Annotated in this window: 21 protein-coding genes; 8 read left to right on the plus strand and 13 right to left on the minus strand. The window is 63.5% G+C overall.

The genetic code is table 11. The annotated features are described in order from the left end of the window. Positions 1 to 19 precede the first annotated feature (19 nt). The 6 genes from E0W80_RS16925 (at position 20) to E0W80_RS16950 (ending at position 7,185) form a co-directional block, all read left to right on the plus strand. A complete protein-coding gene (locus E0W80_RS16925) occupies positions 20 to 970 on the plus strand; it encodes a cytochrome c oxidase assembly protein (RefSeq protein WP_131494212.1) in 951 nt (316 codons plus the stop codon). 124 nt (positions 971 to 1,094) lie between these two features. Further along, entirely contained in the window at positions 1,095 to 2,558 is a 1,464-nt protein-coding gene (gene lnt / locus E0W80_RS16930) for an apolipoprotein N-acyltransferase (protein WP_232762584.1), read from the plus strand. After that, entirely contained in the window at positions 2,543 to 3,058 is a 516-nt protein-coding gene (locus E0W80_RS16935; RefSeq protein ID WP_058631458.1) for a DUF3515 family protein, read from the plus strand. Before lnt ends, E0W80_RS16935 begins: the two co-directional genes overlap by 16 nt. Then, positions 3,055 to 4,953, plus strand: coding sequence for a cytochrome c oxidase assembly protein (locus E0W80_RS16940; RefSeq protein WP_131494214.1), 1,899 nt, complete (start codon positions 3,055 to 3,057; stop codon positions 4,951 to 4,953). Before E0W80_RS16935 ends, E0W80_RS16940 begins: the two co-directional genes overlap by 4 nt. A 62-nt stretch (positions 4,954 to 5,015) precedes the next feature. Further along, positions 5,016 to 5,633 (plus strand): copper resistance CopC family protein, encoded by a 618-nt coding sequence (locus E0W80_RS16945; RefSeq protein WP_165875502.1) that lies wholly within the window; start codon positions 5,016 to 5,018, stop codon positions 5,631 to 5,633. 193 nt (positions 5,634 to 5,826) lie between these two features. After that, the gene (locus tag E0W80_RS16950; protein ID WP_058631461.1) at positions 5,827 to 7,185 is read left to right on the plus strand and encodes a M23 family metallopeptidase; all 1,359 of its coding nucleotides are present in this window, start codon (positions 5,827 to 5,829) and stop codon (positions 7,183 to 7,185) included. A gap of 97 nt (positions 7,186 to 7,282) precedes the next feature. On the opposite strand, the gene E0W80_RS16955 is transcribed toward E0W80_RS16950, so the two are convergent. From E0W80_RS16955 to E0W80_RS16985, 7 genes are all read right to left on the minus strand, one after another. Continuing rightward, positions 7,283 to 8,044 carry a cytochrome c biogenesis CcdA family protein gene (locus tag E0W80_RS16955; protein ID WP_131494218.1) on the minus strand — a complete coding sequence of 254 codons (762 nt, stop codon included), beginning with the start codon at positions 8,042 to 8,044 and terminating at the stop codon, positions 7,283 to 7,285. After that, positions 8,041 to 8,610, minus strand: a complete 570-nt coding sequence (locus tag E0W80_RS16960) for a TlpA disulfide reductase family protein (RefSeq protein ID WP_127481843.1) — start codon at positions 8,608 to 8,610, stop codon at positions 8,041 to 8,043. The genes E0W80_RS16955 and E0W80_RS16960 overlap by 4 nt, the downstream gene beginning before the upstream one ends. Before the next feature lie 359 nt (positions 8,611 to 8,969). Beyond that, a complete protein-coding gene (locus E0W80_RS16965; RefSeq protein WP_240740576.1) occupies positions 8,970 to 10,361 on the minus strand; it encodes an SAVED domain-containing protein in 1,392 nt (463 codons plus the stop codon). Beyond that, the gene (locus E0W80_RS16970) at positions 10,318 to 10,803 is read right to left on the minus strand and encodes a Mov34/MPN/PAD-1 family protein (protein ID WP_131494219.1); all 486 of its coding nucleotides are present in this window, start codon (positions 10,801 to 10,803) and stop codon (positions 10,318 to 10,320) included. Before E0W80_RS16970 ends, E0W80_RS16965 begins: the two co-directional genes overlap by 44 nt. After that, positions 10,800 to 12,116: a ThiF family adenylyltransferase gene (locus E0W80_RS16975; protein WP_165875503.1), complete on the minus strand. Its 1,317-nt coding sequence runs from the start codon at positions 12,114 to 12,116 to the stop codon at positions 10,800 to 10,802. The genes E0W80_RS16970 and E0W80_RS16975 overlap by 4 nt, the downstream gene beginning before the upstream one ends. Before the next feature lie 227 nt (positions 12,117 to 12,343). After that, a complete protein-coding gene (locus E0W80_RS16980; protein WP_058631465.1) occupies positions 12,344 to 13,390 on the minus strand; it encodes a nucleotidyltransferase in 1,047 nt (348 codons plus the stop codon). 361 nt (positions 13,391 to 13,751) lie between these two features. Then, positions 13,752 to 14,777 (minus strand): RelA/SpoT domain-containing protein, encoded by a 1,026-nt coding sequence (locus tag E0W80_RS16985; protein ID WP_127481840.1) that lies wholly within the window; start codon positions 14,775 to 14,777, stop codon positions 13,752 to 13,754. Between the two features lie 367 nt (positions 14,778 to 15,144). Here E0W80_RS16985 and E0W80_RS16990 point away from each other — a divergent pair, with 367 nt between their 5' ends. Continuing rightward, complete coding sequence (locus tag E0W80_RS16990) at positions 15,145 to 15,657, plus strand: HAD domain-containing protein (RefSeq protein ID WP_127481839.1); 513 nt, start codon at positions 15,145 to 15,147, stop codon at positions 15,655 to 15,657. A 23-nt stretch (positions 15,658 to 15,680) separates the two neighbouring features. Here the strand turns inward: E0W80_RS16990 and E0W80_RS16995 are convergent, their stop codons facing one another. Both E0W80_RS16995 and E0W80_RS17000 read right to left on the minus strand, forming a co-directional pair. After that, on the minus strand, positions 15,681 to 16,058 hold the full coding sequence (locus E0W80_RS16995) for a hypothetical protein (RefSeq protein WP_058631468.1): 378 nt from the start codon (positions 16,056 to 16,058) through the stop codon (positions 15,681 to 15,683). An 86-nt stretch (positions 16,059 to 16,144) separates the two neighbouring features. Further along, complete coding sequence (locus E0W80_RS17000) at positions 16,145 to 16,567, minus strand: hypothetical protein (RefSeq protein WP_127481838.1); 423 nt, start codon at positions 16,565 to 16,567, stop codon at positions 16,145 to 16,147. Positions 16,568 to 16,829: 262 nt separating this feature from the next. Between E0W80_RS17000 and E0W80_RS19545 the strand changes: the two genes are divergently transcribed. Beyond that, the gene (locus E0W80_RS19545) at positions 16,830 to 17,114 is read left to right on the plus strand and encodes a helix-turn-helix transcriptional regulator (RefSeq protein ID WP_205802387.1); all 285 of its coding nucleotides are present in this window, start codon (positions 16,830 to 16,832) and stop codon (positions 17,112 to 17,114) included. Here the strand turns inward: E0W80_RS19545 and E0W80_RS19550 are convergent. The 4 genes from E0W80_RS19550 to E0W80_RS17020 form a co-directional block, all read right to left on the minus strand. Further along, on the minus strand, positions 16,995 to 17,657 hold the full coding sequence (locus E0W80_RS19550; protein WP_164743609.1) for a hypothetical protein: 663 nt from the start codon (positions 17,655 to 17,657) through the stop codon (positions 16,995 to 16,997). The two genes, E0W80_RS19545 and E0W80_RS19550, sit on opposite strands and share 120 nt — an antisense overlap. Before the next feature lie 1,381 nt (positions 17,658 to 19,038). Continuing rightward, entirely contained in the window at positions 19,039 to 20,067 is a 1,029-nt protein-coding gene (locus E0W80_RS17010) for an ATP-binding protein (RefSeq protein WP_058631472.1), read from the minus strand. Then, entirely contained in the window at positions 20,064 to 22,067 is a 2,004-nt protein-coding gene (locus tag E0W80_RS17015) for a Mu transposase C-terminal domain-containing protein (RefSeq protein WP_082682575.1), read from the minus strand. The genes E0W80_RS17010 and E0W80_RS17015 overlap by 4 nt, the downstream gene beginning before the upstream one ends. Beyond that, entirely contained in the window at positions 22,067 to 22,804 is a 738-nt protein-coding gene (locus tag E0W80_RS17020) for a TnsA-like heteromeric transposase endonuclease subunit (RefSeq protein WP_058631474.1), read from the minus strand. The genes E0W80_RS17015 and E0W80_RS17020 overlap by 1 nt, the downstream gene beginning before the upstream one ends. Between the last annotated feature and the right edge of the window lie 254 nt (positions 22,805 to 23,058).

Consider the following 23,058-nt stretch of genomic DNA (forward strand, 5'->3'; position numbering starts at 1 on the left):
CGATCTTCTTGTCACGACCATGCGTATGAGCGGCGAGATCCCCGACAGCCCCCCATCTCTGCAGGCGTTCCTCGCACCGGCCGACATTCCGCTTCCAGTGCTACCGATCGTTGCGGGGATCCTCGCTGCGCTGTATCTCGTCGGCGCGATCCGGTTGTGGACGCACGGGCGTCGTTGGCCCGTGTGGCGCACGGTCAGCTTCCTGCTCGGGTGCGTTCTCCTCGCGGCGGTCACCGGTCTGGGTGTTGAAACCTACGGCCAGGCGCTGGTGTCCGTTTTCATGTTCCAGCAGCTCACTCTGATGATGATGGTGCCGCCGCTACTGGTCCTCGGCTCACCCGGAACCCTTCTTCTGCGATCAACACCGCACCATGGGGCGGGACGGGTAGTCCTCACAGCGGCCCACAGTGCTCTTCGAAGCCCGGCCGCGAAATGGATACTCAGCCCGTGGGCCACTGTCCCGCTGTACCTGTTCGCGTTCTACGGCATCTACCTTGCGGGTGCTGCCGATGCCATCCTCGCTCTCCCCGGGGGCCACGTCGCACTCGAGGTCGGATTCCTCCTCGCCGGCATGCTCTTCACCATCCCCATCCTGTCCTCCGATCCGCTGCCGGTCAGGTTGGGTCATGGTGCCCGTGCACTGGACGTGTTTGCTGAAGCCGCGCTCCACGCGTTCTTCGGGGTGTTCCTCATGATGGCCAGCACGATCCTGGTCGGCTCATTCGTCGCCCCCACCAAAGCACTGGGCATCGATCCCCTCGCCGATCAGCAGCTAGCCGGCGCTCTGGCATGGTCCTACGGTGGAGCCCCGACCGTGCTGATGTTGATCTACGTGATGCATCGCTGGTTCCGCAGCGACACCGCCCGGGCTGCCGCGGCCGACCGGTACGCCGACGTGCACGGGAACACCGACCTCGACATGTACAACGCCTACCTCAAAAAACTGAGCTCTCATGACCGTGACCGCTGACCCATTGGTGAGACACGCCCTCTCCGTTCGACCACGGCGCGGGAACCCCCGAGCGCACGATGCGCGCCTACCAGCTGGGGTGCCGTTTCCCGTAGCGATCGTCGCGTCCGCCATCGCAGGAGGCATGCTGGATCTCGCCTACCCCGCAAACGGGTGGTGGCCCGCAACGTTCGTGAGCGTAACCATCGGGCTGTGGACGCTCCGCGGACGCTCTCTACCCGGGGCGTTCCTGATCTCCCTCGTCTACGGCGCGACCTTCTACTTCACCCACCTGGTATGGGTGACCCGGTTTCTGGGACCCATCCCATGGGTCGCGCTGGCTGGCTTGGAATCCCTGCTGTTCGGTGCCGGCGGTGCGCTGATCGCACTCGCCTATCGGGTCACCACCACCCGCGCGGGATACGCGTATCGTGCGATCACTCCCATGCTCGTCGCCGGGGTATGGATGCTGCGAGAAACACTGATGGGGAGTACGCCGTACACCGGGTTCCCATGGGCGCGCGTCGGTTTCAGCCTCGCCGAGAGCCCGCTCGCGGAAGCCGCTTCATGGGTGGGAACCACGGGGCTGTCCTTCCTGACCGTTCTCGTCTGCGCGAGCGTCGTGGAAGCCCTCATCCTCCGCCGATGGGAGCCAGCAGCAACGGCCGTGGTCATCGTCGTTGCCGCGATAGCCATCCCTCTGTTCCCCACCGAGCAAGCGGGAATGATGCGCGTCGGATGGGTACAGGGCAACGGACCCAGCGGCTACTTCGACACCAGGACACCAGGCGACATCCTGCGCGCACAGGAAGAAGCGACATCTCCTCTCCTGGGGCGTGAAATGGACCTTCTCGTCTGGCCAGAAGGGGCCGTCGACGCCGATCCCCTGCGCGATGCCGCCGTCGCAGACCGCCTTGATCGACTCGTGCAGAGTGCCGGCACTCCGGCACTGGTGAATGCGGCAACCACCCGCGGAGCCGACACGTTCAACACCTCCATGCTGTGGACCAGCGCCGGGCCGCAGCAGCTCCACGACAAGGTCAACCCCGTCCCTTTCGGCGAATACGTCCCGGACCGTTGGTTCTACGAAGCCATCGCCCCCGACCTCATCGGATTGATACAACGCGAGTACACGCCCGGCTCCAACACACCCCTCATGAACGTTGACGATGTGCCCATCGGTCTGGCGATCTGTTTCGACGTCATCTACGACGACGTCATCCACCAAAGCGCTGCCTCTGGCGCGCAAATGTTCGTGTTTCAAACCAACAACGCGGACTTCAGAGGCACCGACGAGAACCTCCAACAGCTGGCCATCGCCCGCATGCGCGCGCTCGAAACAGGGAGAACTGCGGTGAACGTCTCCACCACCGGGACCAGTCAAGTCATCGGCCGCGATGGAAAGGTGCTGGCGCAGGTTGCGGTGGACACGACCGCGGCGAAGATCACCGAGGTCCCCCTCCGCACCGGCACGACTCTCGCTGTCGTGCTGATGCCGTGGCTCGACTGGATGCTCAGTATCGGAACGGTACTAGCGCTGCTCGTCATGTCGATCCGACCGCGACGGACTCGTGCTGACTCCCAGGAAGACGGATGGATGACGTTGTGAAGCTCAAGATTCTGACCTCTGTCGCGGCGCTGTGCGCACTGCTTGTGCTCACCAGCTGCGCACCCACCATCCACCTCGAGCCCGCAGCAAACGCGAACGACCCGCTGTGCGCAGAGGTCACCGTACGACTACCGGACTCAATTGGCGACCAGGCTCGCGTCTGGACGGACGCTCAGGCCACCGCAGCATGGGGTACCCCCAGCAGCGTGCTCCTCACCTGCGGGTTGGAGCCCCCGGCCCCCACCACCCTGCAATGTGTCAGCTTGGGTGGCGTCGATTGGATCGTCGACGAGGAGGAGACCCCGAATCTGCGGCTCACAACCTACGGCCGAGAGCCAGCTGCCCAGGTGTACGTGGACACCACCACCCTGTCGGCGGACGCGGTTCTCGAATCTCTTGCCGGGGCGATCCAGCAGCTCACCAAGACCGGTGAATGCACGGCGCCTGTGACAGAAGACCCGGACGCTCCTGGCACTGAGACAGGGGATACCACTCCATGAATGCCGTTGTTCTCCGGATCGCTGGACCGACGCTCCTCGTTGCCGCCGCACTCATCGCTGTGGTCGTCGGGCTCGCGATCGGTGGAGGAGCTGCACCAAGACTCACCAGTGACCCTGGAGCGCTCGTGCGATGGGGACTCCCGGCCGCGAAACTGTTCGTCAATCTCTCCGGTGCGGCGATGCTCGGGCCCCTGGTACTGGCGGTGTTCGCTCTCCCCTCGGCAGGGAAGCCCTTCACCGTCGCGCTCGATATAGCCTCCGCCGGCGCCGCGACCCTCACCATCACAAGCGGGGTGGTGGCTTACCTCACCTTCCTGTCCTCATTCAATCCGCAAGTGAACCTGAGCGCTGAGTTCGGCGCGCAGCTGGGCCGCTTCCTCCTCGACACCGAACTGGGACGATCATGGCTTATCACCGCGATCCTCGCCTCGGTCGTGACAGTCCTCGCATTCGCTGTGCGCAGCTATGGTGCGGTGCTGATCACAACCATGCTTGCGATCATCAGCCTGATACCCATGGCCACCCAAGGTCATTCGGGTGAGCTCGCCAACCACGATCCCGCGGTCATGTCCCTCGTCCTGCACGTCATTTCAGCAGCGATATGGCTCGGAGGTCTCATCCTGCTCGTCGTCGTGCGACCGATCAGCTCTCCGCACGAACTCGACAACGTGCTTCGCCGGTACTCGACGGTGGCGCTCATCGCGTTCATCGGTGTCGCCGTCTCGGGATACGCGCGGGCGCTCACTGCCCTCGGCCGGTGGGAGGATTTGGCCTCACCGTACGGCCTCATCCTTCTCACAAAGATCGGCGCTCTTCTGGTCATGGGCGTCCTGGGTGCCGCCTACCGCCGTCGACTCCTCGCAAATGCCAGCGAGGGCCGTGGCGCCTTCTGGATGATCGTGAGCGTCGAACTCGGTTTCATGGGTATCGCGAGCGGTGCGGCCGCCGCCCTCGCCCGCACCGCCGCCCCCGCCGATACGATCACACTGCCGCAGAACACCGCCGCGGAGATCCTCACCGACGCACCCGTCCCGATCGCACTCACCCTGCAGAGATGGTTCACGGCGTGGAGCCCCGACCTCCTCTGGGTGCTCGTCGCGGGTTTCGGAATCGTCTTCTACCTCGTCGGCGTCCAACGCGCACGGCGCCGCGGGTATCCGTGGCCAGCCAGGCGGACGGTCAGCTGGATTGCGGGGATGGGTGCGCTTCTGTGGACAACCAGTGGCCCGCTCGCCGCCTACGACGACTCGCTCATCAGTATGCGATTCCTCTCCTTCGCTCTCCTCAGCCTCGCGATCCCCTTGCTCCTTGTCTTCGCGGCGCCGATCACCCTCGCAGCCTTGGTCATCCATCCACGGGACGATGGAAGCCGAGGACCGCGGGAATGGCTTCTCTGGGCCGCCCACAGCCCGCTGGCCAAATTTACTCTGCGCCCCGTCGTCGCCGCGGCTCTTTTCGCCACGTCGCTGTGGTTGTTCCACTACTCCGACCTGTTCCGCTGGTCGCTCTACGACCAGCTCGGAGCGGAATGGATGATCAGCCAGCTCCTCGTCACCGGGTGCCTTTTCATACGATCGCTTTCCCTGAACGCGTCCACAACCCCCGAGGGGCGGTGGCGTGTGGCCTCACTCACTGCGCTCACAGGCGTGGCAGCGTTCTTCGGCATCGCCACGATCACTCGCTCCGACCTCATCGTCGCGGAATGGTTTGGCGCCATGGGGCGGACATGGGGACCCACCCCCCTCCAGGACCAGGCCCTCGCCGGAGCCGCCACCTTGGTGATCGCGGGAATGCTCGCAATCCTCACCGGCTTCTCCGTCCTCCACACGAAACGCAACAACCGACCTACCGACAGCACCCCCGTGCCCGCCGTACGAAAGGACCCGCACCTGTGACCTCCACCCACCGCACCCGCTGGCTCGCCAGCACACTTCTAGCTCTCATCACACTGGGAATCGTGGCCGCACCGGCCCCCGCAGCTCTCGCGCACGACAACCTCCTGGACACCGTGCCCGGGGCAGACGAAACCGTCACCCAACTTGACGACGTCGCTCTCACGTTCAGCGGGGAACTCATTGACTTCAGCCAGGCCAGCTTCGCCCAAGTGCAAGGACCCGACGGCCTCTTCTACGAATCCAGCTGCTCCACCATCGACCGCAACATCCTCACCACCCCGGTCGCACTCGGAGAACCGGGCGTCTACACCGTGCTGTGGAACGCCGTCTCCAGCGACGGTCACCCCATCTCCGAGAGCTTCACGTTCACGTACGCTCCCACCAGCAGCGAGCCAGGGCTGGGATGGGACAAACCAGCATGCGGGAACGAACAATCACGGATCCAACCGGCAAAGGCGTCGCCCTCCACCGCGCCAACCACCGAACCGCCAGCAGCGGACACCCCTGCCCCGGTGGTATCTGCAGGCGAGAACGAGGTGGCTTCAATCGCGATCCCGCTCATCATCGCCGTTGCTGTCATCGGTGCCGCGGTGATCACCGCCACCGTTGTCGTACGGCAAGTGAAGAAGAAAAAACACAACCGGTCGAGCGCCGACGTCCACACGGACCCGAAAGAGTGAGCCTCGTGCCAGGACAGTCGAACTCAAGTTCGATGCGTCAAATATGGGCCACAGATCAGAGATCACGGGCGAGTCGGCGCGACTTCGGCCCCCACGAACGGACGATAGACCAGACAGCGGGCAACGCGAGCATGGCCAATCGGCGCGCCCATGGCAGCAGAATCCACGAAGCCGAACTCGAGGAGAGGGCACAGTGAACGAACGACGCGTCTCCGCGGCTGCTACGGAGGCGGCTGAAGAATGCGGGTGTGCACCCACGCCCGCCGAACGCGACTCATTCTGGAAGCTGAGTGTGACTCGACGTGGCGCTTTCGGACTCGGCGCCCTCGGCGTCGCTGCATTCGCTGCATTCGGTATCGGCTCCGGCGTCTCAGCGGCGTACGCTGCGTCCTACCCGAGCTGGGACGATGTCCAACGCGCCAAGAACAACGAAGCTGCCAAGGCCGCCGAGATCACCCGAATCGAAGGGCTGATCCAGTCCTTGACGCAGAAAGTCGCCGAGACCCAGGCTGCCGCCGATACAGCCTCCGACGAGTTCTACGCAGCACAACAGGAATACTTCGCTGCGATCACGGAAGCCGAGAGCCTGCAGGCGCAGGCCGACGAACAATCAGCGATGGCCGAAACCTCTGCGCGCAGGGCCGGTCAAGTTGCGGCACAGCTGTACCGCAACGGTGGAGACGACTCAGCACTGCAACTGTTCTTCTCCGGCTCCGCGGACAACGCCGATGAGCTCCTGTCCCGGCTGGGCACCATGGACAAGCTGCTCGAGTACAACCGGTCGGTCTACGATGACGCAATCTCGGCGCGCAACACCGCCCAATCGCTGACCGATCAGGCGAAGGTCGCCCGCGACGAACGAGACCGCCTGCAGCAGGTCGCGGAGCAGAAGATGATTGCCGCACAAGAAGCGGCCGACGCCGCACAGGCCGCGCTCGACGAGCAAGCCGCGAACCTCGAGACGATGCAGGCGCAGCTCGCCGCGCTGAAAGACACCACCACGCAGACGGTCGCCGGCTACCAGGCGGGTGTAGCCGCGCGCGAGGCCGAAGAGCGCGCCCGTCGCGAACGCGAAGCCGCCGAAGCGGCAGCCAACGGAGGCGGCAACGGTGGCGGCGGAGGCTCCGCCGGGAGCGGCGGTTGGGTTCGGCCCCACGGGGGCGGCCGAAGTTCAAGCTACGGCCCGCGGACCCCCATCTGTGGTTCGCAGGGCTGCTCCTCGAGCTACCACTACGGCGCCGACCTGGCCAACGGCTGCGGAGCGGCGATCTACGCCGCCAACTCCGGAACCGTGGACTACGCCGCCGCCAACGGCAACTACGGCAATTACGTCCGCATCCAACACGGCGGGGGCGTCAGCACCGGGTACGCCCACATCAAACCCGGTGGCATCGCCGTCAGCCGGGGGCAATGGGTCAATTCCGGCCAGGTCATCGCATACGCGGGTGACACCGGACGCTCCTTCGGGTGCCATCTGCATTTCGAGGTCTACATCAACGGTGGCTACACCAACCCCGTCCGGTTCATGGAAGACCGTGGCGTCTATATCTAAGGTTCCGACGCCGGATCACGAAGTGGCGCCGTCGACATGAACAGTTGGGTAGAGAAGGCTGCTCCAGTCGTCACTCCCGACATCCTTGCTAGGGATCTCAGAGCGGGAGGATGACGCTGCCCATCACCGCCGTCAGCCGCGACATGATGTCGGTCCACAGCCCTGTCACCATCAGGAGGCCGAGGACGATCAGGAGGATACCGCCGCAGACATTCAGCACCCGGATGTGACGACGGAGAAACTCGACCGTCTTCGCCGCCCAACCGAACCCCAGTGCGACCAGCAGGAACGGGATGCCGAGGCCAAGCGAATACGCGAGACCAAGGAAGCCAGCCCGGACAGGGTCGCCGGCGTTGAACGAAAGCGCGATGATCGCGGCAAGCGTCGGCCCCATACACGGCGCCCAGCCGATACCGAGTGCCACTCCGAGTAGCGGCGCCCCGACGACACCGGCCCGGGAGCCAACGTGAAAGCGGACCTCCCGCTGGGCGAAACTGAACAACCCGAGGAAGACGAGCCCCATCAGGATGACGACGACTCCGAGGATGCGCGTGACCAGGTCACCCCAGCGTAGGAAGAACACGCCGGCCGTCCCGCTCAGCGCAGTGATGAGAACAAAGACGACACTGAAGCCGAGGATGAACAGAAGCACGCCGACAACGAGCTGACGGCGCTCAGGCGCGACTGCGTTCGTCGCGTCACCCTTCGAGCGCGGCGCGACCGCTCCGCCGAGGAAGCCGAGGAAGCCGGGGACCAGCGGGAGCACGCAGGGCGACAGGAACGACACGAGACCGGCGAGCATCGCGATGGGGGCTGCGAGCCAGAGCGCACCGGACCCGATGATGGCGTCGGCGTTCATGGTGTCTCTGCCAGAGCGTCTTTGACGAGCGTCGAGAGGATCGAGGTGCCGTCGATGGGTCCGATGATGCGCGCGGCGACACGGCCCTGTCTGTCAAGCACGAGAGTCGTCGGTGTCGCCTGGATTGGCACAACCTTGGAGAAAGCGAGTTTCGCCTCGGCCGTGTTCACGTCGATCAGGCTCGGGTAGGTGATGCCGAACTCGTCAGAGAAAGCCTGGGCAGTGTCGGCCTGGTCGCGGGTATTGATGCCGATGAAAGCTACATCCTCGCCGCCGTATTCCTGCCAGACGCCTTCGAGATCCTTCGCCTCGATGCGGCACGGCGCGCACCCGGCGTACCAGAAATTGACCACCGTGACCTTGCCGGCGTTGTCCGCACTGTCGAAATCATCACCAGTTTCAGTAATGCCGCTGAAGTCGACCGGTTCGCTCCGCTCGGCGATCGGGATCTCGACGATCGCGCCGTCGGCGGCCACATACCCGGTGTTCTCACCCTTGAGGAAGGAATCGCTGACGGGATCCGGCGCACACCCGCTCAGACCGATCGCGAACACCGCAGCGAGCATGACTCCGACCGCACCACGAACGGTACGAAAGCGTGGGTCTCGAGGCACATTCGCACTGTACGCAGATCCCCTATGCGTCCGCCGAACCACGCCACCGCACTGTCGAAATCGCTTGCCGCTTCCGACGCTTCTCCAGAGCTAGTTGATGTGTAGGCGACCTCGGCGTTGCTGACACAGGTGTCGATCCCGGAAGACCGTGTGACAACATCCGCGAGAATCCGCCACCTTTCATGAGAACAGCGACAGGTTTCGTGAGAATGCGACAGGTTTCGTGAGAAACGACAATAGTGGCTGTCCGATCTCACGAAAGTTGTCGGTTGGTGGGCCGCTACTCCCCTCTGCCACGCAAGACGGCGCGCCTAGGCATCGTCAGCGCCGATTCCAGCCGTGCCCCCAACGCTGCCTCCGTCACTTGGGAGCAGAGCGGAAGTGATTGGCCCATTTGGAGCGCTGGCGTGTACATCGAGCGCGGCGACGTACCGCGGTGTGAAATCGCCATCCACGTCGCTGTCATCCCACTCGAATAGCCGTACGCGCAGCGTGTTCGAGAGTCTGCCCATCAGCACGGACAGCGGAAAGGGGCATCTCAGCAGCAGGTCGACCGCCGCGTTGCCATGCCGAGCGGAAAGCTGACGTACGAGTGCCATCGCCTCTGCGGCGATGCTGCCTGCATCGGCCGGGTCGATGAGGCCTCCATTCGCGTACGCAATCGTGGCGCTCGCGACGTACTCGCCGACGTGGTCGTCGAGGAATCGCAGCGGCGCAGCGTCGCTCCGGGTAGGTAGCAGGTCGACGTACGCGACGACTCGCGGACGGCCCCCGACCGTGGACTCAGCATCCACCGCGTCGAAGGTGAGCTGAGGCACTGCGGGCACGGCGGCCTCGGTCGTGCTCGCCCATTCGGCGTCGCGCTGGTCGATGACCGTGATGCTGCCGACGCGTGACGACGGTAGCGCGGCTCCGAGCGCGAACCCGACCGAAAAGTGTCCGCCGCCGGAGATGCGGACATTCCGCGCCCCGGTCGTGACGACTGCGTCCGGAAGAAGCGTGAGGGCTCGCCGCAGGTCGTCGAGACCCTCTGCGCAGGGGAGGCGCTCGTGGGATGAGCGTCGGACCCGCACGTCGAGCTGCGCGCCCGTACGGTCGTATACCTGCCCGATATTGCGGGTTTGAACCGTGAGCTCGAAGTACCCGTTCGCCTCCACGATTGCACGGTGCTGTGCCATGCGGTGCGCGACGGCCGCTCGGACAATCTCGAAGAGCCCGTCATCGGTTACGGGGTTTTGGTTGATCCCTTCCAGTTCGCGACGCACGCGTTCGAGGAGCCTGTCTGGTGCGCTGTAGTCGACCTTGCCCGGTGAGCGCTCAATGGCGTTCGCGACCAGCAGTTGGAATCGATTGTCGCCGCGATTTAGCCTGATGAGTGCGGGCGCCTCAATGGACTTCACAACGGGGCTGTTTGCGATGTCGGGCGTGATGACCACTACGCCGCCGGACAACCTGTCGGCCAGTGCTTGCTCCAGACGGTCCGCGGTATCGCCGGGCGGGAGGTCGTCGACGTCCCGCCACACGGGGATCCCCGCCGCGCGCAGCAACCATCCGAGCGAGGAGACGGTCTTCGTTCCGTCTGACTGTCGGTACGAAAGGAACAGGGGACCTCGGACGTCGATGTCGTCGTCATTGACAGGAATGTTCATGATGCCTCGGTTAACTGGTCGTGTCGGTTTGATGTGCAGGTAGAGGAAGGTCACCGGTTGGAATCATGCGGCAGGGCACGATGCGGGTGCCGCGCGCCATAGACATGTCCAGCGCATAGGTTGTGCCGCGGTGGCGAGCAACCAGCAGCAGTACTGAGCGACGCATCGCCAGAGACGTCGTGCGAGTAGTGAGGAGGTCTGTGCGGCTTGCCGGCACGTCGGCGGGATGGGAATGCCAGTCGCCGATATAGCCGAGACGCGCGTCGGCTCGACGTGCGTCGCGAACCGCACGCTGAGTGACGCCGCGCGGGAGGATGAACTGGGCAGGGCCTCGTCCTGGCGAATCGACCGTCCGGACTTCGGTCACCCAGGGGGAGTCGCCTGCTGTCACGCCAATCAGGATGCCGCCGGTTTCGAGAGGGTGAGAGTGGGCGGCGCTAACCCGCAGCCGTTCCAGGGCCGATTCCGACACGTACACGATCGGCTCCGCGATCATGGCGCCGCCGTAGGGAATCTGTGTTCACCGACGACATCGAACGGTGCTTCGTCGAGGGGGCGGAGTATGGTCACTGCATCTGCGGTGCGCCCAGCCCGGCCGAGCAGGAGGTCGAGGCAGGCCAGCGTTGTTTCGGACGCAGCACGCAGGACGCTTGCCGAAGCCGCATTGTGCACAAGCGCAGTGCAGCCGAGCTCGAGGAACCCGAACGCTTCTGATTCGTCGCCAGGCGGGATGGGTGGAAACTCAGGCGCGGTCCGCTGCATGAGCGGCACATCTTCATCCGTCTGGCGTTGAACGCGGAAAGCGTCGCCGCCGCGTGCGAGAGACGCGCTGATGAGCGGCACGTTCGTCTCATCGCAGGCCGAAGCGATAGCCAGTGTGGCGGCGAAGACCCCTGTGCAGTCAACGACGAGGTCGACGTCGCGCAATAAAGGAACAATGTCGTCCGGCCGAAGCGGAACGTCCTCGTGCATTGTCGGCCTGCACCAGGGCGCGACGTCCTCGATGTAGAGGCTCGTGAACCCTGCTTTCGAGTGCCCGACGGAGTGGGAAAGCAGGATGTGGCGCACCAAGTTGGTGGAGCGCATGCTGTCGTTGTCGTGGAGACGGAGACGTCCGACGCCACTAGTTGCCAACGTGCGCGCAACCTGGCTGCCGAGCGCTCCGACGCCAGCGATGAGGACACGCTTGCCGCGCAACTGAGGAGCGTCGGGTCCCGCACGACGGAGGCGGCTCTCGGTATCCGAGGGGGAGGTGGGATTGGCGAACGCCGCCAGCGTGCCCTCCGCGCCGGTGAAGGTGAGCACGAGCGCCTCGTACTGGTCATACTTTGGCCAAGCTAGGACCGCGAAGTCGTAGCCGCCGCTCGGTTGATTCTCTCTCGCGTCACGTCGCCGCTGGAGACCGTTGTCGAGGTTGCTGCGCTGCCGAGGTGTCAATGCGGCTCGGAAGTCGTCAAGCGAGCGCGGGGTCTCGAGCGCGGCGTCTCGGAAGAAGACCGGCCCTGAGAGCAGGTAGTTCTCGGCGGGCCGCCGGCTGAGTGTCAGCACCCCGTCGGCACGTCCATGGACCACATGGGTCTTTCCGTTGCGTGGCGTGTCGAACAGTGTCGGGATATCCAGTTCGGCAGCGAGGGAGGCGCGCCCGGGGAACATCACCCACGCATCGAGAGCGCGGTCTTCCGGTCGAAAGTCTTGGGCCGCGCTCGCTGCCCAAGCTCCCAGTCGCTCCAAGTACACGCCCCAGGTTTGCGCAACGACCTGCGCCGGGTCATCGTCGGCCCAAAGGCAGATGTATCCCGTGTCGGGCATGACATGGTCAGACACGAACCCGGGAACATGGCCGCGTACCGCTAGCGCCGGCCACCCGTCCGGGAAGGACAGCCGCATCTCAGTGAGGTCGGTCAGCGGGCGAAGCGCCTCCGGCAATGGGCCCACCCATCGTGCCTGATGCGTCCCAGGCACTGGGCTGAACCCGGCCATAACCAGTTCCGCACAGAAGGCCTCAAACGCGGGTTGGCTGTATACGAAGGGCGGTCTCATCGCAGCGCGAAACCGCGAGCGCGTGTCGGCCCGTTGGCGCTCACGGCGGCTACTGCCGGCACGGGCACACCACTCCCGCTGCAGCCGTCAGGAAGCGGGAACACCTGACCGCGGTCGTTCGTGCCGAGGATGTTCCGCCAGGTCTTCGCTGCCGCGCACGGAGTCGCTCGAAGTGCCTCCTCTGCATCAGCCGCGAGCGCACCGAACGTCCGGCTCGCATGCAGGCAGTCAGAAGTCTCGAGTGCAGGCTTGAGCGGCGTGCGGAGAATCGGATCTAGGAGCCCGTCGCCCGCCGCCGTCAAAAAGATGCGGGATACCTCGTAAAGCGAGGACGCGAACAGCTCGGCCCATGAATCGCCGGTCACACGTCCGTTCTGCCACGCCTCGTACACAGCTACCTCGACATAGAGTCCGCCTGGCTTGGCTTCGCCAAGATGCACATGGCGAACCTGTCGCAACAGCCTCACGATCGGCTTGTATGCGTTCCGACCGTTGACGACGGGGCTCTTGTCGCTCGTCGACAGCGCCTGCGAGGCCTCACCGAAAGCAACAGGGTTCGTTCGAACCCAGCGATCGGCTTCGTTCTGCCACGTCGAGCGGTCACGATTGGGGATAGCCCAGTCTCTGCCCCACGGAACAGCCGGTACAGCGTCCACGCTGAACGCGAGGTCAGCCTGCGCATTCGGGGAGGCGAAATCGACCTTCAGGCTGCGCGGCTGCGGGGTCACCCGACCGCCGTCGTCGACATGTCCGTACTCGGCCAGGAGGACCCTGGACACTTCGTCGTAGACGACTGCAGGGTCGAAGGCGATGCCCAGGTTGAGGAACCGAAGGAAGATGTCCACGTCCTTGCCGGGGTATCGGGCAGTCTGGCGACCATAGGACCCAATGAGAAGCGGTGTTATGTCCCAGCTCTTCAGCGTGGCGTCTGCTTCAAGAAGCTCACGCACCTCGGTGTGCGCGGCGATGGCGCGCCGTTCTTTGTCGTCACTGATAGTGACGTTGCTGACGGCAGTGGTGAACTGCGTCGGAAGGGTTTCCATTCGGGTCTCCTCGGGTCGGGAAGAGGACGTGCACGCTTCAATGTACGACCTGCATCAGACATCAGCGCCGATGCGCGTGCAATCGACTCTCCAGTCGGCGTCGTGCATCCGTCTCGCGGCGCGTGCGGCGGTCATTCTCGGCGGGGCCCGTGGATTCACCGTTGACCAGACAGTGCATGAAATGCTTCGTGAGAATCCGACAAACCACGTGAGGACGAGCAGGTGTGTCCGACCACACGACAGTGGTCACGAAACGAGACGCGAGAGCCGCGAATGACGCGGTAGCTGTGAGTTGCGGCGGGGGCGTTTGTCTAACGAAGTTGTCAGAATCTGCGCAACGCGGATTCCCCACTTCCGGACGCTAGCCGACGGCGATGGCGCGATTCACGAGATGGATGAAGACCTCGATGTTCACGAAGTAGTTCGGGTAAGCCTGTTGCAATTTGCTCGCGTCATCGACGGATACAAGCACGACGTCCCGGAACGGGTTGCTCCGAGTGCGCGTTTCCAGGTCGGCGTACGCATTGGTCGCCGCCTCGTCGTCGGAGTACCCGACCATCTCGAGCGTTCCATCATCCAAGTCAAGGTCGAGGAGGATGTACTTCCCGTCCTCGGCGGTAGATCTCTGGATGACTTGCTTGAAGCTAGCTAAACGCGCTGTCACCTCGTGCACTGCATCGATATCTTCCAAGCGTTGTCGGCGCTCTTCTCGCGCCGTAGGGGTCCCTGGCACGAGAGGCATTCCTTCGAGCTCGGCGATCTCCGAGCTCATCAACGCGAAGAACTCCCGCCACCAGTTCTCGCCGGTCCCGAACTTCAAGTTTTGGCCGGAGAACAGGTCGACGGTCTCGACTGCCGTCGCCCAAAAATGCTGCAGCCGAGTTCGCAGCTGGATCTCGATCCGGTAGGAGTCCCAGGGTGTTGGTTGACGCGTGCCGTACGCGTATGCAATGTGAACCGAACGATACCCGTCGTCCTTCGGCATCGATAAATAGTCGTCGTGCTGCTTCAAAACGTGGTTGCCCGGTCTGCTCAACAGCAGTTTCTCGACCGCACGGACCTGGTCGACGTCCGCGAGCACGGCGCGCACTCCACCGAGGTCTTGCATCGTGTCGAGTTGGCTGTTCTCGAAGCGAGCGAGCTTTCGTTCGATCGACGGGAGGCGCTTCAGCCTCTGCGCGACTAGAGCGTCTCCATCGCCTCTGGTGTAGTTCCGTACCCGCACCTGCCAAGTGTTCATCGGATACTGGTGTGCAGAGCGCCACGCTTTTGCGAGTTCTCGGGCTTCCGACTTTTGCTCGACGGACGCACTAGGTGACCGAAGAACCTCGCCCGCGCGACGCACTGATTTCTTGGAACCTGTGTATTGGGGCCACTCTCTGGTCATGGGTGAACTGTATTCCGTGAACTGCGCTCGAACGAAGCAACAGTCGTCCTACGAATGAACCCGTCGACCACGAGGTTCCTGTCTCTATAGCGAAGCAGCAGCTGCGCGCAGCCCTCGGCAACGAGCACGACCCACCCAGACAGCGGGTGAGCCAGTCCCCGCTGCTGTTGCCGATGGCGTGCAACTGCGCGTGGCGGCTATCGCCTCCTCCGCGACCGTCATACTCCATGCGAGGAGAGACTCGCGCCTGAGCCACGATGCTCCTAGGCTCGCGCTATGGCCACCTCGGAGCCCCCCATTTGTCACACCAAGACGGCCGAACACCAAGCCCGTCCGACAACGCAACCTCACGCAGAGATGTCTGATCGTGAATAGGCGCTCTCATCAGCGCACTGCACTGCTTGCGCTCGATGTCGATGGCACAATCTCCAGGATCTACCGCGAGGAAGAGCGCGCGCTGCATCAGAACGATGAAGGCTGGCGTTCCTGGATGACGGTCGACGATGACCTGGTGGACGCACTTGACGACCTCGCCCAGCGACCCGGCGTGCAGGTCGCCTGGCTGACGACGTGGCCGCGTGATCAGGTCGGCTGGTTGATCCGCGAGCCGTTGCGAGGCAAGCTCATCGGCCCGTACGTGCCTTGGCAGAACTGGCCCAAGCGTGGATGGCGGACGGCGAGCCTGATCTCGCACATTCGGCAGACGAGCCCGAACGCAGTCGTGTGGGCAGACGATCAAGCTCCCGAGGACGCTGAGCAACGGCTAACCGCAATGACGGAGGTCCCATCGCTGGTCGTCCGCCCCGACAAGTTCGTGGGCGTCACCCTTGACGATATTGGGCGAATTGATCAGTTTCTAGCCGAGCAGCTCGGACTCTGAACACCCGCCGGGCACTGCGGGCTTCATTCGGCGGCTTCCTCAGCCTTGGCACGAGCGTGAGAAGCGCAGAGTGCCCACACCCACATTCGGATCGTGTAGGTCCTCGCCGGCGCCCCGCATTCTTCGCAGGTCGTCGTGCTCTCCCACTCAGCGGCGAGGATGGCTTCGCTGAACTCGTTGTTGTAGTCGTAGACGTCTTCGGATGCCCGAGCGTAAAAGCTCAGAGAGCCGAACTTTGATTTGACCTGCTGAACGACGTAGCCCGGAGCGATCGCCGCGAGCTTTCTGTCAAGCCGGTCGAGAAGCGGGTACCAGCCGGAACTCACATCGATGAGCTGAGGCCAGCCAGGTTCGATACGAGCAATGATCCGCCGAAGCCCCGGCGGAGCGTTCTCAGTCATATCGTCCCCTCCTGATCGACGTTCTACGCTCTAGACGACTCGAACGGGCTAGTGGTGGCTCACGGGTACCTCGGCTCGATGGGAGCCTACGTACCTTCGTTCGTTTCGTCAGCCACCTCCAGCGGCTCCGCAAGCAGGACCAGTGTGGAATGCTTCGAACCGTTACGGGCAACTAGGGACGCTCGGGACTGTTGCCGCAGTCGAGAATGCTCACGGAACGCGCGCCCTACGCGCAGACTGCGCATCACGGCCCTGTCGAAGCTAATCATTCCTCGACGACGCCACTCGATAGCGGCGTGACCTCGAAATCCCGTGACCACCCGTCGGCGCTCCATGAACTCGAGTTCTGGGAAAGGACCCGGCAATCCACCGGTGTCGGGCAGCAGGTGGGTGAAGAGTTCGGCGAACGTCGGACCGAGGCCCGTGCGGCGTCGAGTCTGCGCGATGAAGATGGCGGCAGCCAGTGCCCATTCCTCCGCGGTGTCATCGCCGGTGAACTCTTCGAACATGTACACCCATTCTGTAGGCGGCGGACTCGTGATGTCCTGCCACCAGATCGGGAACGCCTCACACATGACGCACACCATCACATTTCGCGGTCGCATGCACGGGCCGATCCCGCGGCGCGACCGCCAGTCACCGGGATGGGCAGCACACGTGCAGGGAGTAGCGGAGCAATCCGACGAAGATGATGATTGTTTCGTATGGCCTCCCAAATTATGCCATACCGATTAGGCCAAACATGAGCGCCCGGATCTAGACGCTTGGAAGGTGCGCCAGCGGAACGACGACTTGGAAGCAGATTGGGCTGCGTTCGCGCAGCGCTTCGCCACTTCCCTTCGCACTGCTCGCCACAAAGCCAATCTGAGCCAGGAAGACGTGGCCTACCGCGCCGGGCTGACCCGGTACACGTATCAGAAGTACGAGAAGGGCGAATCACGCCCCGGCCACTCGGCTAACCCGACGTTGCGAACTCTCCTGGCTCTCACCCAGGTGCTCGGCATCACCTTGACCGATCTGGTCCCGGGGAACGCTCCCGATCTTCGAAGTCGCTGAGCGCTGTTCAGTCCCCTGCGTGACCCACGGTGCATCGTCAGCCCAGCCGGGAACGATGCGCCGGGATACGACCCGAGATGCAGGTGCCGCACGCACAGCACGCTCCACGATGTCCGCTCTTCTGCCGGAGCGCGTGACGTGGCGCAGGAGAACCGCTTTCTCACGGTAGGACGCTTCCGCGACCCCCTTCTCAAATGGCGTTTTCGATACCGTCGCCCCGCTCGATTTCGGCATTCGGATCGCGGTGTACATCGCGGCGCGGTGAACCGCTACGACCGTGGCTGCGGTCGATTCCAGTTCCGCCGTCCGGCTTCCACCTCCAATGCCTACGACGAGCCCGATAAGCCCTTCGACCTGCTGGGAGTCGCTCTCGGCGAGTGCAAACAAGCTGAGCGTGACGTCAGGGTGCGTTAGCGTCACGAGCAGGTCAACTGCCGGCGCATACGAGCACGAGGCTCGGAGCCAGCGCGCGTCAGGTCGCTCTTGCCAGCTGTCGATGATCAAGCGCAGGGCAAGGTCGTATTCGCCCGTGTGCATCGTCACCCCGCGTCTCCAAAGGATTCCTGAAATCGACTGTTCGGCGCGATGGCACGCCGACGGGGTGGACAGGAGTTCATCTTCACCGAGGAAGTGCCATCGACGGTGGCGAATGCAAAACCCACCTCCCCTACTGAACACCTCAGTCGGGTTTCCGTCGCTGCATACCAAGCACGCGGAGCGAGCGCGATCAACAACTTCGCACGTGGCGCAGCGTCGAAGCATCCACCGAACGTGGTGGCAGCGCCGATACAGACGGAAGCGTGCGCGCTCCTTGGCGAAGTATCCGGGAGGCAGCGCACCGATTGCCTCAGTCGCAGATGTGAATCGAGCGTTGGTCGAGCTCGACCTGTTGGCACCAACCGTCCGCTCCAAATAGTGGGTGAGCGCGCTGAGATCGAGCGAGTTGGCGACGGCCAACCTAGCTAGGAAACCGGTAGGCGTCTCCCCGGGCAGCGGAATCACACGACAGGGAAAAGTTCGCATGCCTACCTCGACCTCAGTTCCACACGATGGTTCAGCACATGCGCCCTGATCGCCTTGACCCTCGGAAGCATGCGCCTGGCAGCGGGCGTAAGCACGCAGCCGCCTTGCGTAGCGACCGCGGACCTGCCGATCCAGAGTTCCCGTCCCTGAATCCTCAGGCTGTCGAAGATGCCGTCCACGGCGCGATGCCCTAGAGAGTGCGCGGCGACTACGCGATCGAACAGCATTGCCAGTGCGTACCCACCGAGACCCTGCGACATCAGAACGTTCGCGAGACGAGCGTCAGTGAGCCGCGCAGTGAGCGCGATTCGCCGCGGAAATTGAGGAATCTCGTCATCCAGAAGTTCAGCTGCGCACCCACCTTCGAGATTTCGCAGTCGCAGCAACTCCGCGGCCGCATCAACTTCGGGTGACCGATACGGCACACCTCGAAGAGTGAGAGTTCCATTCAGCAGGCGTTGCGCGAGCAGGTGCTTGTGCCTCCCCGGCAGGGGAATATCTCGACCGCTTCCGTGCCACCTCCGGTGTCGCACGCAGACCGGACCGTGCATACGCGCGACTGTGACCTGATCGCCTCCGGCGCACCGTCTGCAGAGAGCCACAGCTGCCGGAATCATGCGACAACTCGGGCATTCGACTTGACGCGTGGCGCCACCATGTCCACAGGCGCGACCGCCGGCTTCGCGGAACAATGCACCATCCGGAAGCCCACCTAACGCCTCGATCTTCCAGAGGGCGCTTCTCGGTGTCACCCGAATTGGGAGGGTTCGATCCTCGCGTCGCAACGCCAACCAGAGGTCCTTTTCGCCGATTGCATTTGCGGCGCAAAGCCGCGCCCAGTAGCTCGCCGCCGTTTCCCCCGGATACAGGCGAACGGAAATCGGAAGCCCGAGACGCGAGGTCATGCCGCACTCGCAGGCGTTCGCGATCGTCGCGGCTTGCTTGTGTGGAGCGTTGCGGCCGTCTGACGGCGGGCAAGGTCGCGTTCGAATGCGGCCGCATCGAGCTTCTCGGTTCCGTCGTCCATCGCGCTCAGGGCAGCGAACTGCAAGAGGTCCTTGAGCAGTCCGATCTCCCCGCCCGTCAGCGCGTGCAGTGTCGGCGCCGCGGACAGAATCGATCCTGGCCGTTGCTCTGCTAGACACAGTGAGCTCTCCATGGCGAGAAGCAGATCACCCCAGCGAGCCTTCTCCGCGGTCGAGATCAAAGGAAATGGTAAGGCCACGTGCACTTCGAATCGCTTCCCGATCTGCCCACCACGTGAGCCGTCGAGAAGTCCGGTCCCCTCAACTGCGATTCCGGCGTAGACGAACGTGCCTCCACATCGCTCAGAAAGCTGCTTGAGCATGTCGGATGCCTCGACGTTCTGCCGGTACTTCAGATCGAGGTGATGCACGTCATCGACCAAGACGAGTTCGGTGGAGCATCTGCGCAGGGCGTTCGAGACCGCTTCCAGCAGGTCCCCGTAGGTCATCCTGCCGAGAACCGGGAGACCAAGGAATCGGGCGAACTCATGCATCAGAGCTTTGGCTGAGCACTGGGCGGGTACCGCGACATACACGACTGGGAGCATGCCCGGCCCCGCAGCCGGGTGGCCGGTGTCTCGCCGCCTGCGTTCGTGTGCTCTACCGATCTCGACTAGCGAAGTGGTCTTGCCCTGGCCTGGCTCCCCCGAGAGGATCAGGCCTAGCTTCCCGACTCGTCGGTAGGCGTTGAGCATGACGCGATCCCGAACGGCTCGCTGGAAGGCTTCGAACTGCGGTGTCCGCACGAAGGCGCCTGCCTGCGAGTATTGAGCTCGTCCCTGGTTGTATAACGCGCGGTCCCCGAAGCTCATGGCCCGAAGCTCCTCGGATGTGACCGGCGCCGGGCGCTCATACGCGGTGTCAACGTGCTCGCGCCAGCCTTCCTTGGTCGCGATCTCGATCATTCGTCGATCCTCCGCCGCACCTCGTCGAGCCTGTCTCCGATGAGAGGGAAGCCACCGCTGTTAGGCCATTCCTCGGTAGAGGTGGTCTCGATGGACGAGTTGTCACCGTCAGCAGGTCGTTTCTCGTCCTCGATGCTCTTCACACTGGTGAAGTTCATCGGATCTTCAGCGATCGCTGCCAATCGAGCGCGCTCTCGCCCGCTTCGCTTCTGACCGTTGCTTCGAGGGGCTGGATTCCCTTGACCGGCGAACGCCTTGATCGCCATCGCAAGCTCGCGACGTTCAGCATCGAGCTCAGCGACATCACCGGAGCGCGACGTGCGGGCGTACCGCCAGACATCACCCAGCATCGGGAGTTCATGGACCTGATTGGACCATCTCAGAGGGATGAACTCGCCGTCCCGCTCGAGCCAGACGACGTGCAGATTGTAGGGGTCTACGCGGATCGGCCATCGGCCGTTCCGCGCTTTGTCAGGAGACTTGCGCCTCCACAGGCCTTTGAGCCGCTCGGAGTTGTAGACGCGGTTATCGATGCGCACGCCGTAGCGGTTCAGAACTCGGTAGTCCACAGGTAGCAGCGCGATGTAGTCGTCTCGCGTCAGCGGTACGTGGAGTTCGGGCACGTAAGCACGGAACGCGCGACACATCTCGTTCGGCGACAACTTGATACGCGGATGCAACGGGTCCCGCAGTCCGTCATGCGGACGATTCTGCCACTCGACCGCGATCCAGTCCTCTAGGAGCTCCTGGGCCTGTGCGATCGTCAGTAATTCGTCGGATTCCGTGTCTGTGTCGCGACCGCGATGTTCGACGCTGCGGCCGACATATCCCTTCACGTGCTGCAGCAGCATTGAGTTGATTGCCCCGAACGCTCGCTCTACGTGCGGTTTGTCCGTTGGTGTGTGCGGCGCCGAGGTGATCAGCGAGATATTCAAGGTTTCACACGCAGCGCGGAAATGCCGCGACAAATAGTTTCGTCCGCGGTCGGTGGTGATCGTGTCGGGAAACACATACGGCTGCGCGAGACGCAATCGCTCAAATCGCTCCTGATCGATCAGTTGATCGTCAGCCCATGCCGTCGAAATCAGCTGTCGGGTCTCGCGAACCCCTTCCATACGCCGGCCATAGGGCACCAGGGCCCGTGCAAGGACAGCCACCAGGTCGACGCTCTTCGTCCCTTCGGGGCGCAGCATCGCGGCAAGAATCGAGCGAGTTGCGACGTCAAGGAGAATCGTCAGTTCGGGCCGGCCGACGGTTTCGTCATCGATCCGCAACATGACATCGATCCGCGTGGAGTCCATCTCGACCAGTTCGCCGGGACGCAGTGCGGTGCGAGTGCCGAATGTGCCGTCGGGTTGAAGCGCAAGCGACTCGCGAGTCTTGGCCGAACCGAAGGTGAATTGCCCGTGCTCGTCTGCTTCGAGAAGTCGGAAGAACGTCGCTCGGCTCGGCAGCTTCACCGCATCGCCGTGGAGACGTTCGACGCGCCTCATGATTTGTTCGATCGCTGTAGTTCGACTCACAGTCGAGGCGCGGCTCTTTCCTCCGAGTACGTGGTTGATGGCCTCGACGAGGCGTGGATCCCATGTGCTCTTGCGTGGGGAGCCTTTGCCTGCAGTGGTCGTCCCCTGCTCTCGGAACGCTTTAAGCCGACGCTCCACGGCGCGCGTGGAGACAGTTCTACTTAGGCGCACCTCCAGCCACTCGCGCTCTGCTTCAACAGCCTTCCCGACCCCGATCTCTTCTCGGGTCGCCTCGATGCGTATGCACGATTGCAGCCACGGATCCATGTCCGGCGTGATGTCCTGCACCTGCAGAGAAAGGTTCAGCAGACCTGAAGTGTCGCTAGGCACCGGTGTTGCATCATGTCGAAGCTCGTCGAGAGCGACTTCGACCTCACTTCCGTCCTCATCTCGGAGCATCGCCGAATCCTTCTCAATAAACAAGACCGAGAACTTGCGTTGACGCCACGTGAGCGACCCGCCAACTACAACGCGCATCACACGCTCCTTTGCCACACGATCGTTCTGATGTTGAGGGCTTGATCGAGATCTGCCTCGAGCGCCCCTGACCAGAGGTGCGCGTAGCAGTGTGCGAAGCCCTCGGATCCGACACCGAGCAGCGCAGCTACCTCAGCCAGGGGTAGCCCATCTTCTGGGAGCATTGGCAGTTCTTCGCTGCTCGCCCAGTCTCGGAACGGGCCCAGGAATCGGAGGTTGGCCTCGCGGACTACCGATTCCGCGTCATAGACGACATACCGCCAGCCGCGCTCAGCGGCGAACACCGCTGTCATGTCGAACTGTCTTCTGACGTCGTCCTTGATCTGAGTCGCCGGCTTGACGTCCATCAGCACGGCGTGCCCGTCGTCCAGACGCACGAAGTAGTCCGGGCAGTGCTCGCGCGGGCCGTCGGGCGTGGTCCATCGGATCCACATGGGCTGGCTGGCGATCGCAACCACGCCCGGGGTGCGGTCCAATTCGATGAGGCAGCCCCGCTCCGTCAGCGACTCGAATCCGACAGACGCGCCAAGCGCTCCCATCCAGTGGTAGCCGTCGTAATGCCGCTTGAGCCGCCAACTGGGAAAGTTCCGAACGGGATCGCCTCGTTCGAAGGGCACGCTGTCGCAGTCGACGGCGTCAAGTTCTAATTGCACGCCATCGAGACGGTACTCAACGCGAGCTCGCGTCCGGTTCGCTTCAGTGGTGGGAGGAACAGGCCACTGCTGAGTCAGGTCCATAGGGATCCAATCGACATCGACGGATACTTCCTATTCGGCAGTCAGCCTCTCTCCTGGGGAGCGGTACTGGCCTATGTCCTGAGCCCTGACAAAGATGCCCCAACTGGGGATCTGCTCACGGGCAGACTATGTCCGGCACCCAACGAGGCTGGTCGACACGCCGCTCTTCCGACACGTCTAGTGAGACTCCGACACTTTCGTGAGACTCTCCGACAGCCTTCGTGAGACTCCGACACTTTTCGTGAGATCGGACA

It is taken from the genome of Microbacterium sp. PI-1, from assembly GCF_004337555.1.
Lineage (GTDB): Bacteria > Actinomycetota > Actinomycetes > Actinomycetales > Microbacteriaceae > Microbacterium > Microbacterium aurugineum.

Coding starts and splice junctions, on each gene's coding strand:
- E0W80_RS16925 (WP_131494212.1), top strand. CDS start 20: ATGCGTATGAGCGGCGAGATCCCCGACAGCCCCCCATCTCTGCAGGCG.
- lnt (WP_232762584.1), top strand. CDS start 1,095: ATGCTGGATCTCGCCTACCCCGCAAACGGGTGGTGGCCCGCAACGTTC.
- E0W80_RS16935 (WP_058631458.1), top strand. CDS start 2,543: ATGGATGACGTTGTGAAGCTCAAGATTCTGACCTCTGTCGCGGCGCTG.
- E0W80_RS16940 (WP_131494214.1), top strand. CDS start 3,055: ATGAATGCCGTTGTTCTCCGGATCGCTGGACCGACGCTCCTCGTTGCC.
- E0W80_RS16955 (WP_131494218.1), bottom strand. CDS start 8,044: ATGAACGCCGACGCCATCATCGGGTCCGGTGCGCTCTGGCTCGCAGCC.
- E0W80_RS16960 (WP_127481843.1), bottom strand. CDS start 8,610: ATGCTCGCTGCGGTGTTCGCGATCGGTCTGAGCGGGTGTGCGCCGGAT.
- E0W80_RS16970 (WP_131494219.1), bottom strand. CDS start 10,803: ATGATCGCGGAGCCGATCGTGTACGTGTCGGAATCGGCCCTGGAACGG.
- E0W80_RS16975 (WP_165875503.1), bottom strand. CDS start 12,116: ATGCCCGACACGGGATACATCTGCCTTTGGGCCGACGATGACCCGGCG.
- E0W80_RS16980 (WP_058631465.1), bottom strand. CDS start 13,390: ATGGAAACCCTTCCGACGCAGTTCACCACTGCCGTCAGCAACGTCACT.
- E0W80_RS16985 (WP_127481840.1), bottom strand. CDS start 14,777: ATGACCAGAGAGTGGCCCCAATACACAGGTTCCAAGAAATCAGTGCGT.
- E0W80_RS16995 (WP_058631468.1), bottom strand. CDS start 16,058: ATGACTGAGAACGCTCCGCCGGGGCTTCGGCGGATCATTGCTCGTATC.
- E0W80_RS17000 (WP_127481838.1), bottom strand. CDS start 16,567: ATGTTCGAAGAGTTCACCGGCGATGACACCGCGGAGGAATGGGCACTG.
- E0W80_RS17010 (WP_058631472.1), bottom strand. CDS start 20,067: ATGATCGAGATCGCGACCAAGGAAGGCTGGCGCGAGCACGTTGACACC.
- E0W80_RS17015 (WP_082682575.1), bottom strand. CDS start 22,067: ATGCGCGTTGTAGTTGGCGGGTCGCTCACGTGGCGTCAACGCAAGTTC.
- E0W80_RS17020 (WP_058631474.1), bottom strand. CDS start 22,804: ATGGACCTGACTCAGCAGTGGCCTGTTCCTCCCACCACTGAAGCGAAC.